17 protein-coding genes are annotated in these 15,833 nt (G+C 54.7%); 7 read left to right on the top strand and 10 right to left on the bottom strand.

The window, feature by feature from the left end:
- Positions 1-9: 9 nt before the first annotated feature.
- The 10 genes from ycjR to pspA form a co-directional block, all read right to left on the bottom strand.
- Positions 10-798, bottom strand: coding sequence for a 3-dehydro-D-guloside 4-epimerase (gene ycjR / locus E0L20_RS02090; RefSeq protein WP_131632452.1), 789 nt, complete (start codon positions 796-798; stop codon positions 10-12).
- A 16-nt stretch (positions 799-814) separates the two neighbouring features.
- On the bottom strand, positions 815-1,867 hold the full coding sequence (gene ycjQ, locus E0L20_RS02085; RefSeq protein ID WP_131632451.1) for a D-guloside 3-dehydrogenase: 1,053 nt from the start codon (positions 1,865-1,867) through the stop codon (positions 815-817).
- 28 nt (positions 1,868-1,895) lie between these two features.
- Entirely contained in the window at positions 1,896-2,738 is an 843-nt protein-coding gene (locus E0L20_RS02080; RefSeq protein ID WP_131632450.1) for a carbohydrate ABC transporter permease, read from the bottom strand.
- Entirely contained in the window at positions 2,725-3,606 is an 882-nt protein-coding gene (locus tag E0L20_RS02075) for a carbohydrate ABC transporter permease (RefSeq protein WP_131632449.1), read from the bottom strand. The genes E0L20_RS02080 and E0L20_RS02075 overlap by 14 nt, the downstream gene beginning before the upstream one ends.
- Positions 3,607-3,627: 21 nt before the next feature.
- Positions 3,628-4,920 (bottom strand): ABC transporter substrate-binding protein, encoded by a 1,293-nt coding sequence (locus tag E0L20_RS02070; RefSeq protein ID WP_131632448.1) that lies wholly within the window; start codon positions 4,918-4,920, stop codon positions 3,628-3,630.
- 15 nt (positions 4,921-4,935) lie between these two features.
- Positions 4,936-6,633 carry a sugar phosphorylase gene (locus E0L20_RS02065; protein ID WP_131632447.1) on the bottom strand — a complete coding sequence of 566 codons (1,698 nt, stop codon included), beginning with the start codon at positions 6,631-6,633 and terminating at the stop codon, positions 4,936-4,938.
- 199 nt (positions 6,634-6,832) lie between these two features.
- The gene (gene pspD / locus E0L20_RS02060; protein WP_131632446.1) at positions 6,833-7,054 is read right to left on the bottom strand and encodes a phage shock protein PspD; all 222 of its coding nucleotides are present in this window, start codon (positions 7,052-7,054) and stop codon (positions 6,833-6,835) included.
- A gap of 12 nt (positions 7,055-7,066) precedes the next feature.
- On the bottom strand, positions 7,067-7,426 hold the full coding sequence (pspC, locus tag E0L20_RS02055; protein WP_131632445.1) for an envelope stress response membrane protein PspC: 360 nt from the start codon (positions 7,424-7,426) through the stop codon (positions 7,067-7,069).
- Positions 7,426-7,650, bottom strand: coding sequence for an envelope stress response membrane protein PspB (gene pspB / locus E0L20_RS02050; RefSeq protein WP_131632444.1), 225 nt, complete (start codon positions 7,648-7,650; stop codon positions 7,426-7,428). The genes pspC and pspB overlap by 1 nt, the downstream gene beginning before the upstream one ends.
- Positions 7,651-7,694: 44 nt before the next feature.
- Positions 7,695-8,363 carry a phage shock protein PspA gene (gene pspA, locus E0L20_RS02045; protein ID WP_131632443.1) on the bottom strand — a complete coding sequence of 223 codons (669 nt, stop codon included), beginning with the start codon at positions 8,361-8,363 and terminating at the stop codon, positions 7,695-7,697.
- 166 nt (positions 8,364-8,529) lie between these two features.
- Here pspA and pspF point away from each other — a divergent pair, with 166 nt between their 5' ends.
- From pspF to fabI, 7 genes are all read left to right on the top strand, one after another.
- A complete protein-coding gene (gene pspF / locus E0L20_RS02040; protein ID WP_131632442.1) occupies positions 8,530-9,507 on the top strand; it encodes a phage shock protein operon transcriptional activator in 978 nt (325 codons plus the stop codon).
- A gap of 88 nt (positions 9,508-9,595) precedes the next feature.
- Positions 9,596-11,236, top strand: a complete 1,641-nt coding sequence (sapA, locus tag E0L20_RS02035) for an ABC transporter substrate-binding protein SapA (protein ID WP_131632441.1) — start codon at positions 9,596-9,598, stop codon at positions 11,234-11,236.
- Positions 11,233-12,198, top strand: a complete 966-nt coding sequence (gene sapB / locus E0L20_RS02030; protein ID WP_131632440.1) for a putrescine export ABC transporter permease SapB — start codon at positions 11,233-11,235, stop codon at positions 12,196-12,198. The genes sapA and sapB overlap by 4 nt, the downstream gene beginning before the upstream one ends.
- Positions 12,185-13,075, top strand: coding sequence for a putrescine export ABC transporter permease SapC (sapC, locus tag E0L20_RS02025; RefSeq protein ID WP_131632439.1), 891 nt, complete (start codon positions 12,185-12,187; stop codon positions 13,073-13,075). The genes sapB and sapC overlap by 14 nt, the downstream gene beginning before the upstream one ends.
- A complete protein-coding gene (gene sapD, locus E0L20_RS02020) occupies positions 13,075-14,067 on the top strand; it encodes a putrescine export ABC transporter ATP-binding protein SapD (RefSeq protein ID WP_131632438.1) in 993 nt (330 codons plus the stop codon). Before sapC ends, sapD begins: the two co-directional genes overlap by 1 nt.
- A 1-nt stretch (position 14,068) precedes the next feature.
- Positions 14,069-14,875, top strand: a complete 807-nt coding sequence (gene sapF / locus E0L20_RS02015; protein WP_131632437.1) for a putrescine export ABC transporter ATP-binding protein SapF — start codon at positions 14,069-14,071, stop codon at positions 14,873-14,875.
- Between the two features lie 124 nt (positions 14,876-14,999).
- Positions 15,000-15,788, top strand: coding sequence for an enoyl-ACP reductase FabI (fabI, locus tag E0L20_RS02010; RefSeq protein ID WP_131632436.1), 789 nt, complete (start codon positions 15,000-15,002; stop codon positions 15,786-15,788).
- Positions 15,789-15,833: the final 45 nt, after the last annotated feature.

Below are 15,833 nucleotides of genomic sequence, written 5' to 3'. Positions count from 1 at the left end.
AGGTCATCCTTAGCATTCACGCAAATAGGTAAGTGAATCCTGATAAGCCTGAGCCGGATCGCCTGCGCGCACACGACATTCATAGACCACGTAGCCCTGATAATTGTCTGCACGCAGCTGGTCGAACAAAGCGGCGAAATCAAGGCTGCCGCTGCCCGGCTGGTAGCGATGATTGTCGGCAATATGGACGTGTCCAAGCAGATCGCGGTTGTTGTGCAGCGCGTCCGTCAGCGAATCTTCTTCGATGTTCATGTGGTAAAAGTCGCCGATGATCTGCACGTGCCTGAGCGCGTTTTCTTCGATGTAACGCCGCGCGTCCGCCAGAGTGTTGATCATGTGATCCTGATAGCGATTCAGTGGCTCCAGATAAACGGTAGTACCAGTGCGTGCCGCAACCTCATCCAGCCAGCGCAATGATGCGCTCACCACTTTGCGATCGCCGTCCAGGCTGCGCGGCGAGGTCATCGGCGGCAGGCGGAAGGTAAACATGCCCCATGCCGCGGGGACGATAATCCCTTTTCCCCCCACCTCAGCAAGCGCTTCAAGAATGCGTTCAATCTGCTGCAATCCGTTCAGGCGACGCTCTTCGATGAAGTCGCCAATCCAGCCGTCGTAGCCACCGCAGGCAGTGGTAACCGGCAGGCCCGTTGCTTTGATGGCGGCTTTTACCTCGTCGAGATTCTCCACCAGCAGTTTGCCGTCAATCTCATAGCCGTCGAACCCCATCGCCTTGATGTACTCGAATTTTTCCAGAATTGGGGCGGGGAAAAAGGCCTGGTTTTGCGTTGCGATTTTCATTGTTGCTCTCCTTAGCTTAAAAAGTGACGCCCATTTTGATACTCAGTTCCGGGTGCTGGTCGACATACTTCATGTAGCTCTCCGCGCTGGTGGTAAAGGTAACCACCGGATCGATAAGATCCTCGCAGTTGAGATAGCCGTTCATCAGCAATTCCCAGCAGGTTTCTTCGATACGCTTGCGGCTCCAGCGCGGGTAATCCGGGTTTGGCTCACTGCAGGCGCGGGAAAAGACTATCTTCGCGTTATTGAAATGTGCTTCCCGCCCGAGGTTGAAGCCCTCCGCAAAAGGTTTAGCAAAGGCAACGTAGGAGATCGTGCCGCCGTACGCGAGACCGCGCAGCGCGGACTGCAGCGCGTCGGCAAAGCCGCTGGTTTCAATAATCACGTCCGCGCCCTGCTTGCCGGTCAGCTTTTTAATTTCCAGGCCAACATCCGTACCGATCGGATTCAGGCAGGCGTCCGCACCATGACGACGGGCAATTTCACAGCGGTGTTCGATAGGATCTACGCCAATCACAACGGACGCTCCGGCCTTTTTCGCCAGCTGAATCGCAATCTGCCCAATTGCCCCCAGCCCGACAACCACCACAAAATCCCCTACCCGAACGTTGGCATCACGCACGCCGCTCATCGCGAACTGCGCCGGGTCATAGCAGACCGCGTTTTTCCAGGAGGCGCCCTGCGGCATTTTGCGCAGCTTGTAGTTATTAACGGCATTGATAATGACGGTTTCCTGCAGTGGGCCGTAGCAGCACACGCGATCGCCCATCTGGTATTCCGTCACGTCGGCACCGCATTCAATAACGTCGCCGACGATCATGTTGCCCAACTGGAATTTACCGAACTCAATACCGCGCGCCGCCCCCTCTTCGCGCGGGGTGAACAGCTGCCACTCCGCATTAAATTCCTCATCAATAAACGGGCTCGCGGCTCTGAAGTCGACCACTTCGGTGCCGTGTTTCGGCGCACCAAAACGCGCGCGGATCTTTACCTCATGCCCGGCCACAGGACGATCTTCATATTCCACCAGCGCCGCTACGCGAGGCGCTGTCGCAACTAACTTTTTCATGACTCACTCCTTGTTAAAATTGGCCGCCTCAGCCCTTAACGCCGCCGGCGGTCAAACCACTTTTAATAAAACGTTCTGACAGCGCGTACATGATGACAACCGGAAGCGCGGTCACCAGCGATGCCGCCATCATGCGACCCCAGATGTAGTCTGGCGTGCTAAAGAGCGTATTCAGCCCCACCGGCAAGGTGAAATTGCTGGCGCTGGACAGGAAAATAGAGGCGAACAGGTAGTCGTTCCATGCCACCATGAAGCAGTAGACAAAGACCGATACGAGCCCTGAGATAGCCAGCGGCACGGTAATACGGAAGATGATTTGCAGGCGGTTAAGCCCGTCCATCATCGCTGCCTCTTCAATTTCATCCGGGATGGTGTCGAAATAGCTGCGCAGCATGAATACCGCCGTCGGCAGCGTCTGCGTCACCATGGTGACGATCAGTGCCAGCTCGGTGTCATAGATCCCAAGCGCGGTAATGATTTTGAAGAGCGGTACGACCAGCAAAATCCCGGAGAACATGTAGACGGTGTAAAAGCTTGCGTTGATCGTCGCTCGCCCCTTAAAGCGCAGCTTGGACAAGGCGTAAGCACCCAGCGTACCGAGGAACACGGCGATCACCGAGGAGGTTAACGACACCACCATGCTGTTCCTGAAATAGTCCACGAACGGGAAGATCAGCGGGTTAAAAATGTCGATGTAGTGCTGCAACGTCCATGCCTGCGGCAGGATGGTCGGATGCAGAGATATCGCCTCTTTCGCACTCTTGAACGAGGTCATCAGCATCACGAAGAACGGGAACAGCGTGATGTTCAGAAATACCGCCAGCCCCATATAAAAGCCGATACGGCCCATTACGCGTTTATTTGTTGCCATTGAGGTTCACCCTTTTTCTGGTCAGCAGAATGACGGCAAAGATGATGACAAACAGCACCACGGAGATAGCCGCAGCTTTGCCCAGGTCGTTGAACGCAAACGCGGTTTTGTAGAGGTAAACGCCCAAAATATCGACCTTCGTCGTCAGCAGATAAACATCCGCAAACATGTAGAACATCCAGATGGTGCGCAGCGTAATGACCGTGGCCAGTACCGGCATAATTGCGGGTAGCGTCACGATGCGAAAACGCTGCCAGGCATTGGCACCATCCATTTCTGCCGCTTCGTACAGCGATTTATCGATCGTCTGCAAAATCGCGAGAAACGAGATAAACGCGTAGGGGAAGTAGCGCCAGATGGCAAACAGCACCACCAGCACAAAGCTGCTGCCGGGATTGTCGAACCACAGCGGAGCCTGGTCGTACAGGTGCAGCAGGTCGACGCCCAGATAGTTCACGATGCCGTAGCCGTTGTTGAACATGTATTTCCAGGCAAATACCAGCGAAATAGAGGGTGTGACGTAAGAGAGAATGACCAGCGAACGCGCCGTTTTCCGCAGACGGAACTCCCGGTTAAAGAAGATGGCAACCGCCAGCCCGAGCCCGGTACTGCCGATCACCACCAGCGCCGTGTACCAGAATGTCATCCACAGTGAATGCCAGAACGCGGCATCACTCAGAATACGAATGTAGTTATCAAGTCCGACAAAAACAGCGTCTATGCGCGGGTTAAGCGGCAAGCGTAAGAAACTGATTTCAATGTTGGAAATCATTGGCCAGGCCACGAGGCCCCCCAGCAAAAGCAGGCTGGGGGCCAACAGCAGCATGGCGAAAGGCATATCTGAACGACCAGAAAACAACGTCTTCATAATTCCCTTCGCAGTGCGCTCCTATCGTTGTGAAATCAAGTCGGTCAGTCGCTTCTGGCTGTTGCTTAGCGTTGCACTGAGATCCTGTTGACCCACCGTGACGTTATGCACCATGGAACTGATAATGCCCGAGCCGGTGACATCGCCCATGCGGGTAAAGTTTTTGTCGCCCACCGCACCAAACACCTGCACATTTGGGAACTGGGCAATCAACTCATAAGGCAGCTGGCCGAAGGCTTTGATGACGTCGTTCTCTTTCCATGTTGCGGTATCAACCACGAGCTTATTCACGGGCAGCGCTGCGCCAGGCGACATCATGACCCAGTCCGTTGCGTTTTGAGCCTGCTCCATCCAGGTGACAAATTTCTCCGCCGCCTGCGTTTCCTCTTCCGTTTGCCCCGTGGTGATCGTCAGGGATGTCACCATGCCGTAGACGGCGGAGGATTTTTCAGTCGGAACCACAAAGCCCAGATTGGCAGGATTGCCGTCCTTGTAGACCGCCGGAAGGATGTAGGTGGAGTAAACGGCCATCGGTGCCGAGCCGTTCATAAAGGCGTCTTTAATCTCCATGACATCGTTTGACCCCGGCATGGTAGTTGCCGCGAGCCCTTTATAGAACGCCAGCGCTTTCGACATTTCTGGCGTATCGATTTCTACGTTGCCATTGGCATCAAAGACGTTCGCGCCGCCGGAAAGCGCAAACTGGGAGAAAGCCTGTTCGGTCATAACGCTCTCGGCGGTTGGCAGCGCAATACCGTAATGTTTTTTGGCCGGGTCATTCAGCGTCTGGCTGGCTTTCAGCAGCTGTTCCCAGTTCTTGGGTTCGGCGATACCTGCCGCCGCAAGCACGTCTTTGTGATACCAGACGCCGGAAAGCCAGGCGCTGATCGGCACGCCGGTCCAGGCTTCGCCATCTTCCGTACGCACAACGCGCAGGATGCCGTCGTAGAAGGTCTTTTCGCCCACGGCGTTGATAGCTGCAGCGATCGCAGCGCGATCCAGCAGCTGCTCTTTATCCATGACTTTTGCGTAATCATGGCTGACTTCAATCACTTCCGGCAGCGCACCGGTTCTGGCCAGCGTAATCACTTTGGTGTTATAGGCGTCCTCTTCCACGGGCACCTGTTTCACCGTGATAGTGGGGTTTTCTTTCTCAAACTTTTCAATCAGCTGCGTGATAACGGCCTGACGCTCCTGCTCAACCGATGAGTGCATAAACTCGATGGTGACAGCAGATTGCTTGTCGTCCTTACAGCCTGATATCAGGGCGCACGAAACCAGTGCTGATAACAGCACAATTCTTGGCACTTTCATTTTTAAGGTCCTTTTTTAGTTTTCTTTAATCCACATAACCTGCCATGGATTTAGGGTCAGAGTCGTACCGCTAATATCATCTCCGGCAATCAATTCCCTGCCTGAGTGAATATCCGAATCAATGTTCTGAATATGATTACTGAAATTAAACAAACAGGAAATTTTCTCACCGCACTCTGCTGTGCGAACTATTTTAAACACATGCTTGCCTGACGTAGAAAAAATAGCCTGACTGTCAGGGTGAAATGCTTTCTCTCCGCGACGCACGTCAATTAATTTGCTCAATGCATGATAAATGTTATGGCGAAGACTCTTATTATCGTCGAAATCTCGGTCGATTTCTCCGGCAAGGTATTTTCGCCTATTTATCGCACGGTTATATCCCAAACGTTCTACGCCGTCATAATCATTGCGTGAACCCAGGATACTTTGGATATAGACGGCAGGTACGCCAGGAAAGCTCAATAACACCGCGTGCGCCAGAATAAATCGGGCAATACGGCTATTATCGTCGCTGTCCCGCGAGCTTAAGGCATCAAGATACGTTACGTTAATCTCGTAAGGGCTACGCGTTCCATCAGGGTTATTTTTCCAGTTAACCAGCGCCCCTTCCTGCTGAAGTTTTTCCACCAGGGAGAGGATCTCAGACTCAGTTAGAATACCGCGCAGTGGATTTAAACCAATGCCGTCGTGCGAGGCTAAAAAGTTAAACCAGGTGGTTTTCGTGGATGGCAGCGTTAACGATGCCGCCCACTGACAAAGTGCCTGTACGTTCTGATGATGCACGGCATACAGCACCAGCGGAGGCAAGGAGAACTGATAGACCATGTGCGCTTCATTTTCGCCATTGCCGAAGTACGAAATGTTGTCATTATGGGGAACATTCGTCTCAGTGATGATGACCGTACCCGGTGCAACTGCGTCCGTAATCGCGCGGAAAAGCTGAATGAGCCGATGCGTATTTTCAAGATGAATACAGTTTGTGCCGGGTGTCTTCCACATAAAGCCCACGGCATCCAGACGGATGTAACTTGCCCCTTCGGCCAGATAATGAAGCAGCACCTCCACCATCGCGATGAGGACCTGAGGTGAGGCAAAATTGAGGTCGACCTGATCTTCACTAAAGGTTGTCCACAGGTGACGAAGGCGTCCATCCTGTAGCCTGAACGGCGTTAAAAGCGGCAATGCTCTCGGACGCGTAACAGCGGACAGGTCGGTATTGGGATCGACAGAAATAAAGAAATCGTCATAGCCCGGTTTTTGAGCGAGGTAATTAGCAAACCACTGACTCTTTGCCGACATATGGTTGCAAACAAAGTCGAACATCAGGTAGGCAGACTTATTTAATGCCTTAACGTCCTGCCAGGTTCCCGTTCCCGGTGAAACCTGGTGATAATCTTTAACCGAAAAACCGTCATCTGAGGACCAGGGATAAAAAGGCAATAAATGGACATGAGAAAAGGAACGGCGAAGCCACTTATTATAAAACCGGGTAAACACCGGCAGGGCATCCTCCCCTTGCGCAGAAAACTGATCGGCGTAGGTAATCAGGACCACATCTTTTTCATCCCAATTCTGCTTACGTTTATCGGTAATAACCTCACGAGCACTTTCCATTTTTTCCGAAAGCATCTTTAGATGGCCCTCGGTAAACGAATCCCCGTAAACAAGATCGATTAAATTCTTAATTTTTGCGTTCACATTATTTTCCATGGTAGCGGTCCCACGGAAAGCAATCTACTCCCATGAAAAATATCTGTCAACGCACCAGGAAGGAGAAAATCACGATCTGAAATGAGGGAAAGGCATTAATGTGAGCTGCTGCAAAGAAAGGATGAAAAGAAAGGAAAATAGTCAAAAATGCCGCGCGCCCTGCTCTCGTTTGAGACAGGGCGCGCGCAATGCGAAATGATCAGGGCATGTAGCGGCGAGAAAGCCGTTTGGCCAGTTTTTGTAAAAGGGGCTCCAGCGCCACGGCCAGCAGCATTCGCACCGGTTTGCGGGCAACAGCTTTTACCGCCCAGCCGGCGACACCCGCCGGGCCATAACGTAACGCCGTCAGCAGGACCAGTTTACCTGCGATTTTCAGGCCGGGTTTTACCTTCTGACCGGCCTGTTGCCAGTTTCGATTCATGAATAATCTCTCTTAAAGCTGACGAAAACGACTTCTCAGCGTAAAGGTATCAGACGTGACATAACGTTCCATTTCCCGCAGCCGCTTCTCGCCCGCTGCCAGTTCATCATCCACGCGATTAAGGATATCGTGACTGGTGGGCGCGCCTTCCGCTGCCAGTTCACCATCCGGCATGGGATCAAGCACAAACGACAGAATGATATAGGCCACGAGGGTAATAAACGCGAGGCCGAAGAACAGGGATAACACGGTCACTACCCGCACCAGCTTTACCGGTACGTCCAGGTAGTGTGCAAGCCCCGCACAAACGCCACGAACCATGCCCTGCTGCGGAATGCGCCACAATTTTTTGTTCAGGTTCAGTCCAGACATTAACGGTCCCTCCAGTTCGGGTGTTCCGCATCCAGGATAGCTTCCAGCGCCTGAATACGGTCGCGCATTTTGTTCGCCTGATCGGACAGCTGCACCAGACGTTGTTGCTCACTCTGGGACAGATCGCCCCGCGAGGAGCGGTTGCTGTAATGCAGCCATAACCAAATCGGCAGAACGAACAGCACGAAAATGGTCAGAGGAATAGCCAGAAAAAGCGCGCTCATGTGTACTCCTTGTATAGCGGCACGCCAGGGTGCCGCGCTAATTATTATTGGTTGTCTTGCTTCATTTTGGCTTTCAGCGCCGCCAGCTGCTCGCTGATGTCGTCGTCAGCTTTCAGATCGGCAAACTGCTGATCGAGCGATTTCTGTTTTCCAATGCTGTGGCTTTCCGCTTCCGCTTCCATCTGATCGATGCGGCGTTCAAACGATTCGAAACGCGCCATTGCTTCATCCAGCTTGCCGCTGTCGAGCTGACGGCGAACATCGCGAGAAGAGCTTGCGGCCTGGTGACGCAGCGTCAGCGCCTGCTGGCGCGCGCGGGTCTCACTGAGTTTGTTTTCCAGCTCGCCAATCTCTTTCTTCATGCGCGTAAGCGTATCGTCCACCAGCGTCACTTCGTGTTCCAGCGCGGTGACCATATCGGCAAGCTTCTGCTTTTCGATCAGCGCGGCGCGCGCCAGATCTTCTTTATCTTTACGCAGCGCCAGCTCCGCCTTTTCCTGCCACTCGTTGAGCTGGCCTGTCGCCTGCTCAATTCGACGCGTTAACTGCTTTTTCTCAGCCAGCGCGCGTGCAGAGGTGGAACGAACTTCAACCAGCGTATCTTCCATTTCCTGAATCATCAAACGCACCAGCTTCTGCGGATCTTCCGCTTTCTCAAGCAGCGAGTTGATGTTGGCGTTCACGATGTCGGCAAAACGAGAAAAAATACCCATAATTCAATCCTCACATTTCTGTTATCGGGCGATGCCCTGCTGTATCGATAATACAAATCCCATGCCAAGTTTTTATGTCGTTGATTTTACTGGATGAGATTGATTAATGTGCATCTTGAGACTATCCTCACCTGGTGAATATCACTAAGGAGTGGTTAATTTCATCATGGCTGGATACAAAGATAACTTATTAAGTGAAGCAAACAGCTTTCTGGAAGTGCTCGAGCAGGTTTCGCGCCTTGCGCCGCTGAATAAACCGGTGCTGATCATCGGCGAGCGCGGTACAGGCAAAGAGCTGATTGCCAACCGCCTGCACTATTTATCCGGCCGCTGGGACGGCCCCTTCATCTCCCTAAACTGCGCGGCGTTAAATGAAAACCTGCTCGATACTGAACTCTTTGGTCATGAAGCCGGGGCCTTTACCGGCGCCCAAAAACGTCATCCCGGCCGTTTCGAGCGTGCCGACGGCGGTACGCTTTTCCTCGATGAACTGGCGACAGCCCCCATGCTGGTACAGGAAAAGTTGCTCCGCGTGATCGAATATGGCGAGCTGGAGCGCGTCGGTGGAAGCCAGCCTCTGCAGGTTAACGTGCGTCTGGTTTGCGCTACCAATGCCAACCTGCCGGAAATGGTGGCGCAGGATAAATTCCGTGCTGACCTGCTGGACCGTCTGGCTTTCGACGTGGTGAATCTCCCCCCGCTTCGCGAGCGCCGCAGCGACATCATGCTGCTGGCGGAACAGTTTGCTATTCAGATGTGTCGGGAGCTGGGCCTGCCGCTGTTTCCCGGCTTCAGCGACTATGCGCAGCAAACGCTGCTGGCTTATCCGTGGCCCGGAAATATTCGCGAACTGAAAAACGTCGTCGAGCGTTCCGTGTACCGGCACGGCAGCAGTGAAACCGAGCTGGACAACATCATTATCGACCCCTTCCAGCGCGAGACGCAGCCGGGAGCCCTGCCGCCTGCCTCTGCAGATGCCCCTGCACTTCCTCTCGATTTACGTCAGTTCCAGCACGATCAGGAGCACCAGCTGCTGGAACAGAGCCTGAAGCAGGCGAAATATAACCAGAAGCAGGCGGCCGAACTGCTGGGTCTGACCTACCATCAATTAAGGGCATTGCTCAAAAAGCATCAAATGCGCTGACATTATCAGCACTTACCCGCAGACATTTTTACGAAGCAGGCGTAAGTGCGATACACTTTGCAGATCGAACCTAAAAACCTTAAAAATTATGCGTCTGGTTTTATCATCCCTTTTTGCTCTCGGTCTGTTCAGCGGCATGGCCTCTGCTGCGCCCGAGCGTGCTGCGCTCCCGGATATTCGCGACAGCGGCTTCGTCTATTGCGTCAGCGGCCAGGTTGATACCTTTAACCCTCAAAAAGCAGGCAGCGGCCTGATTGTTGATACCCTCGCCGCCCAGCTTTACGATCGCCTGCTGGATGTTGATCCCTATACCTATCGCCTGGTGCCCGAGCTTGCAGAGAGCTGGGAAGTGCTGGATAACGGCGCAACCTACCGTTTTCGCCTGCGAGACGACGTTGCCTTCCAGCACACGTCGTGGTTCACCCCTACGCGCAGGCTGAACGCGGATGACGTCGTTTTTACCTTCCAGCGCATCTTTAACCGTAACCACCCGTGGCATAACGTAAACGGGGGGAACTTTCCCTATTTCGACAGCCTGCAGTTTGCCGACACCGTTAAAAGCGTTCGTAAGCTGGATAACCGGACGGTTGAGTTCAGCCTGAAGCGGCCGGATGCCTCTTTCCTCTGGCATCTGGCAACGCATTACGCGTCCGTCATGTCTGCCGAATATGCGGCGCAGTTAACCAAACAGGATCGTCAGGAGCAGCTCGACCGCCAGCCGGTCGGTACGGGTCCCTTCCAGATGGCCGAATACCGCGCCGGGCAATATATCCGCCTGCAGCGCCATGAGAAATTCTGGCGCGGCAAGCCCCTGATGCCGCAGGTTGTCGTGGATCTGGGTTCGGGCGGTACAGGCCGACTGTCAAAGCTGCTGACCGGTGAATGCGACGTGCTTGCCTGGCCTGCCGCGAGCCAGCTGACGATTTTGCGTGACGATCCGCGCCTGCGCCTGACGCTGCGTCCGGGCATGAACATCGCCTACCTGGCCTTCAACACCGACAAGCCGCCGCTGAATAACCCAGCCGTCCGCCATGCGCTGGCGCTGGCCATTAACAACCAGCGTCTGATGCAGTCGATCTATTACGGTACGGCAGAAACTGCGGCCTCTATTTTACCGCGCGCCTCGTGGGCGTATGACGGCGAGGCTAAAATTACGGAATATAATCCCCCGAAGGCGCGCGAACAGCTCAAAGCGCTGGGGGCTGAAAACCTGACGCTTCAGCTCTGGGTTCCGACAAGCTCTCAGGCATGGAACCCAAGCCCGCTGAAAACCGCCGAACTGCTGCAGGCAGATATGGCGCAGGTGGGGGTTAAAGTGATCATCGTACCGGTCGAGGGACGTTTCCAGGAGGCGCGCCTGATGGACATGAATCATGATTTAACCCTGACCGGCTGGGCCACGGACAGTAACGATCCCGACAGCTTCTTCCGCCCGCTGCTGAGCTGCGCGGCGATAAATTCCCAGACGAACTATGCCCACTGGTGCAATCGTGAGTTTGACGCCGTACTGCAAAAGGCGTTGGCCTCGCAGCAGCTGGCTTCCCGCATCGACGCTTATGATGAAGCGCAGAATATTCTCGCCCGGGAACTGCCCGTGCTGCCGCTCGCGTCGTCCCTGCGCCTTCAGGCCTATCGTTACGACATCAAAGGGCTGGTGCTGAGTCCGTTTGGTAACGCCTCCTTTGCCGGCGTGTTCCGTGAAAAAGAGCAAGAGGTGAAAAAACCATGATCATTTACACCTTACGTCGTCTCCTGCTGCTGCTGGTGACGCTCTTTTTCCTGACCATCGTGGGCTTCAGCCTGAGCTATTTCACCCCGCACGCGCCGCTTCAGGGCTCTTCACTGTGGGATGCCTGGGCCTTCTGGTTCAACGGCGTGCTGCACTGGGACTTTGGCGTTTCGAGCATTAACGGGCAGTTGATTTCCGAACAGCTGAAAGACGTTTTCCCGGCCACCATGGAGCTGTGCATTCTGGCCTTCAGCTTTGCCCTGATGGTCGGGATCCCGGTGGGGATGCTGGCAGGGATATATCGCAACAAGTGGCAGGATAAGTTTATCAGCGCCCTCGCCCTGCTCGGCTTTTCCATCCCGGTATTTTGGCTGGCGCTGCTGCTGACGCTTTTCTTCTCTCTCACCCTGGGCTGGCTGCCGGTGTCGGGTCGTTTTGACCTGCTGTATACAGTAAAAACCGTGAGCGGATTCGCCATCATTGATGCCTGGCTGTCAGATTCCGTCTGGCGTCACGAGATGATTGTTAGCGCCCTGCGCCATATGGTTCTGCCGGTGCTGACGCTGGCCGTCGCGCCGACTACCGAGGTGATTCGTCTGATGCGCATCAGCACGATTGACGTCTTCGATCAAAACTATGTCAAAGCGGCCGCCACGCGCGGACTGTCCCGTTTGACCATTTTGCGTCGTCATGTCCTTCACAACGCGCTGCCGCCCGTTATCCCCCGCCTGGGGCTGCAGTTCTCGACCATGCTGACCCTGGCGATGATCACCGAGATGGTCTTTAGCTGGCCGGGCCTGGGGCGCTGGATGATTAACGCTATTCGCCAGCAGGATTACGCCGCTATCTCCGCAGGGGTGATGGTGATTGGCTCTCTGGTTATTATTGTTAACGTAATTTCCGATATTTTGGGTGCCATGGCCAACCCGTTGAAGCATAAGGAATGGTATGCCTTACGATAACGTTTACAGTGAAAAGCGCACGCCCGGTGCGCTACGTACCGTGTGGCGTAAATTCTATGGTGACACCACGGCAATGATTGGCCTGTACGGCTGTGGCGGGCTGGTATTGCTGTGCGTCTTTGGCTCGTGGTTTGCGCCTTACGGTATCGATCAGCAGTTCCTCGGCTATCAGCTGCTGCCGCCCTCGTGGTCACGCTACGGTGAAGTCTCCTTCTTCCTGGGAACAGACGATCTTGGGCGCGACGTATTAAGCCGACTGTTAAGCGGAGCGGCCCCCACCGTCGGTGGGGCATTTGTGGTAACCCTTGCGGCGACGATTTGTGGGCTGGCGCTGGGGATCTTTGCCGGTTCAACGCACGGGCTGCGCTCGGCGGTGCTCAATCACATCCTCGACACCCTGCTCTCTATTCCGTCTCTGCTGCTGGCGATTATCGTGGTGGCGTTTGCCGGGCCGCATCTCTCCCATGCCATGTTCGCCGTCTGGCTGGCCATTCTGCCGCGCATGGTGCGTTCGGTTTACAGCCTGGTGCATGGCGAGCTGGAAAAAGAGTACGTTGTCGCGGCCCGTCTGGACGGTGCCACTACGCTCAACATTTTATGGTTTGCCGTACTGCCAAACATTGCCGCCGGGCTGGTCACCGAGATCACCCGCGCCCTGTCTATGGCGATTCTGGACATCGCGGCGCTCGGTTTCCTCGATCTGGGCGCGCAGTTGCCCTCGCCTGAATGGGGCGCCATGCTGGGCGATGCGCTGGAACTTATCTACGTGGCCCCCTGGACGGTTATGCTGCCGGGCGCCGCCATTATGGTGAGCGTGCTGCTTATTAACCTTCTGGGTGACGGTATTCGCCGTGCCATTAACGCGGGGGTGCAATAATGCCGCTTCTTGATATCCGCAACCTCACCATCGAATTTAAGACCGGCGAAGGCTGGGTTAAGGCCGTCGATCGCATCAGCATTACGCTTGCAGAAGGCGAAATTCGCGGCCTTGTGGGTGAGTCAGGCTCGGGGAAAAGCCTTATTGCCAAAGCCATTTGCGGGGTCGCGAAAGACAACTGGCGCGTCACCGCCGATCGTATGCGTTTTGACGATATCGACCTGCTGCGCCTCTCGCCGCGCGAGCGCCGTAAGCTGGTGGGTCACAACGTCTCAATGATCTTCCAGGAGCCCCAGTCCTGCCTCGATCCGTCCGAGCGCGTGGGCAAACAGCTGATGCAAAACATTCCCGGCTGGACCTATAAGGGCCGCTGGTGGCAGCGCTTCGGCTGGCGTAAACGCCGCGCCATTGAATTGCTTCACCGGGTTGGGATTAAAGATCATAAGGATGCGATGCGCAGTTTCCCTTATGAACTCACCGACGGCGAATGCCAGAAGGTGATGATTGCCATCGCCCTCGCCAACCAGCCGCGTCTGCTGATTGCGGATGAACCTACAAACGCGATGGAGCCGACTACCCAGGCGCAGATCTTCCGCCTGCTGACGCGCCTGAATCAGAACAACAACACCACCATTTTGCTCATCAGCCACGACCTGCAAATGCTCAGCAAATGGGCGGATAAAATCGACGTGATGTACTGCGGGCAGACTGTTGAAACCGCCGTCAGCGAAGAGCTGGTCAACACGCCTCACCATCCGTACACGCAGGCGCTGATCCGCGCGATCCCTGATTTTGGCAGCGCGATGCCGCACAAGAGTCGTCTGAATACGCTGCCGGGCGCGATCCCCCTGCTGGAATCGCTGCCGATTGGCTGTCGCCTGGGTCCTCGTTGCCCCTATGCTCAACGCAAATGCATTGAAACGCCGCGTCTGTCGGGAGCCAAAAATCATCTTTACGCCTGTCATTTCCCGCTGAACATGGAGAGAGAGTGAAATGGTCGAAACCTTACTGGAAGTCCGTAACCTGAGTAAGACCTTTCGCTATCGTACCGGGCTGTTTCACCGTCAGACCGTTGAGGCGGTTAAGCCGCTGAGCTTTACGCTGCGCGAAAAACAGACTCTGGCAATTATCGGTGAAAACGGGTCAGGAAAATCTACCCTGGCAAAAATGCTCGCCGGGATGATTGAACCCTCAGCGGGGGAAGTGCTGATAGACGATCATCCGCTGGCGTTCGGGGATTACTCTTTCCGTAGCCAGCGCATCCGCATGATTTTTCAGGACCCGTCTACATCCCTCAATCCCCGACAGCGCATATCGCAAATTCTGGATTTCCCGCTGCGCCTGAATACCGATCTGGAGCCCGAAGCGCGCCGCAAGCGCGTGTTCGAAACCCTGCGCATGGTTGGGCTGCTGCCCGACCACGAAAGCTATTACCCGCACATGCTCGCGCCCGGCCAGAAACAGCGTCTGGGGCTGGCGCGCGCCTTGATTTTGCGCCCGAAGGTCATTATCGCCGACGAGGCGCTTGCCTCACTGGATATGTCGATGCGTTCGCAGTTAATTAATCTGATGCTGGAATTGCAGGAAAAACAGGGTATCTCTTATATCTACGTCACCCAACACCTCGGCATGATGAAGCACATCAGCGACCAGGTGATGGTCATGCACCAGGGTGAAGTAGTCGAGCGTGGAAGCACGGCGGACGTGTTGGCCTCCCCGCTTCATGAACTGACTAAGCGACTGATTGCCGGGCATTTTGGTGAAGCATTAACGGCTGATGCGTGGCGAAAAGACAGATAACCACGCCTCAAAAGAGTGGTCGGATTAACTAAGCACGCGACACGTGATATTATCGCCGCGTTTTAACGACGATTGTCCAGACAAGATGACGATCGCCACAACAATGAATATAAGGATTAAAGCTATGGGTTTTCTTTCCGGTAAGCGCATTCTGGTGACCGGCGTTGCCAGCAAACTGTCCATCGCATACGGCATCGCACAGGCTATGCACCGCGAAGGCGCTGAGCTGGCGTTCACCTACCAGAACGACAAGCTGAAAGGCCGTGTTGAAGAGTTTGCCGCGCAGCTGGGTTCCAGCATTGTTCTGGAATGTGACGTTGCTCAAGACGAAAGCATCGATGGCATGTTTGCTGAACTGGCTAAAACGTGGGAGAAATTCGACGGTTTCGTTCACTCCATCGGCTTCGCGCCTGGCGACCAGTTGGACGGTGACTACGTGAACGCGGTTACCCGTGAAGGCTTCAAAATCGCTCACGACATCAGCTCTTACAGCTTCGTGGCGATGGCTAAATCTTGCCGCGCCATGCTGAACCCGGGCTCCGCCCTGCTGACCCTGTCCTACCTGGGCGCTGAGCGTGCAATCCCTAACTACAACGTAATGGGTCTGGCTAAAGCCTCCCTGGAAGCAAACGTGCGCTACATGGCGAACGCAATGGGTCCAGAAGGCGTGCGCGTTAACGGCATCTCTGCGGGTCCAATTCGTACTCTGGCGGCTTCCGGTATTAAAGATTTCCGTAAAATGCTGGCACACTGCGAAGCGGTGACCCCGATTCGCCGTACCGTGACCATCGAAGATGTGGGTAACTCTGCAGCATTCCTGTGCTCTGACCTTTCCGCAGGTATCTCCGGCGAAGTGGTTCACGTTGACGGCGGCTTCAACATCGCTGCAATGAACGAGCTGGAAATTAAGTAAGCTTGACGCTCTCTTCCCGCAAGGGAAGAGAGTTATTCCTCCCCC

Origin of the sequence: Enterobacter wuhouensis (genome assembly GCF_004331265.1) — a bacterium.
Lineage (GTDB): Bacteria > Pseudomonadota > Gammaproteobacteria > Enterobacterales > Enterobacteriaceae > Enterobacter > Enterobacter wuhouensis.
The sequence above is the reverse complement of the archived record's forward strand: the minus strand, read 5'-3'. Positions and strand labels throughout refer to the sequence as shown.

What these genes read in the sequence shown, in the direction of transcription:
- sapF (WP_131632437.1), top strand. Translation starts at nt 14,069, where the DNA reads ATGGTCGAAACCTTACTGGAAGTCCGTAACCTGAGTAAGACCTTTCGC.
- E0L20_RS02065 (WP_131632447.1), bottom strand. Translation starts at nt 6,633, where the DNA reads ATGGAAAATAATGTGAACGCAAAAATTAAGAATTTAATCGATCTTGTT.
- pspB (WP_131632444.1), bottom strand. Translation starts at nt 7,650, where the DNA reads ATGAGCGCGCTTTTTCTGGCTATTCCTCTGACCATTTTCGTGCTGTTC.
- E0L20_RS02080 (WP_131632450.1), bottom strand. Translation starts at nt 2,738, where the DNA reads ATGGCAACAAATAAACGCGTAATGGGCCGTATCGGCTTTTATATGGGG.
- E0L20_RS02070 (WP_131632448.1), bottom strand. Translation starts at nt 4,920, where the DNA reads ATGAAAGTGCCAAGAATTGTGCTGTTATCAGCACTGGTTTCGTGCGCC.
- E0L20_RS02075 (WP_131632449.1), bottom strand. Translation starts at nt 3,606, where the DNA reads ATGAAGACGTTGTTTTCTGGTCGTTCAGATATGCCTTTCGCCATGCTG.
- pspF (WP_131632442.1), top strand. Translation starts at nt 8,530, where the DNA reads ATGGCTGGATACAAAGATAACTTATTAAGTGAAGCAAACAGCTTTCTG.
- pspA (WP_131632443.1), bottom strand. Translation starts at nt 8,363, where the DNA reads ATGGGTATTTTTTCTCGTTTTGCCGACATCGTGAACGCCAACATCAAC.
- ycjR (WP_131632452.1), bottom strand. Translation starts at nt 798, where the DNA reads ATGAAAATCGCAACGCAAAACCAGGCCTTTTTCCCCGCCCCAATTCTG.
- pspC (WP_131632445.1), bottom strand. Translation starts at nt 7,426, where the DNA reads ATGTCTGGACTGAACCTGAACAAAAAATTGTGGCGCATTCCGCAGCAG.
- fabI (WP_131632436.1), top strand. Translation starts at nt 15,000, where the DNA reads ATGGGTTTTCTTTCCGGTAAGCGCATTCTGGTGACCGGCGTTGCCAGC.
- pspD (WP_131632446.1), bottom strand. Translation starts at nt 7,054, where the DNA reads ATGAATCGAAACTGGCAACAGGCCGGTCAGAAGGTAAAACCCGGCCTG.
- sapD (WP_131632438.1), top strand. Translation starts at nt 13,075, where the DNA reads ATGCCGCTTCTTGATATCCGCAACCTCACCATCGAATTTAAGACCGGC.
- sapB (WP_131632440.1), top strand. Translation starts at nt 11,233, where the DNA reads ATGATCATTTACACCTTACGTCGTCTCCTGCTGCTGCTGGTGACGCTC.
- sapC (WP_131632439.1), top strand. Translation starts at nt 12,185, where the DNA reads ATGCCTTACGATAACGTTTACAGTGAAAAGCGCACGCCCGGTGCGCTA.
- sapA (WP_131632441.1), top strand. Translation starts at nt 9,596, where the DNA reads ATGCGTCTGGTTTTATCATCCCTTTTTGCTCTCGGTCTGTTCAGCGGC.
- ycjQ (WP_131632451.1), bottom strand. Translation starts at nt 1,867, where the DNA reads ATGAAAAAGTTAGTTGCGACAGCGCCTCGCGTAGCGGCGCTGGTGGAA.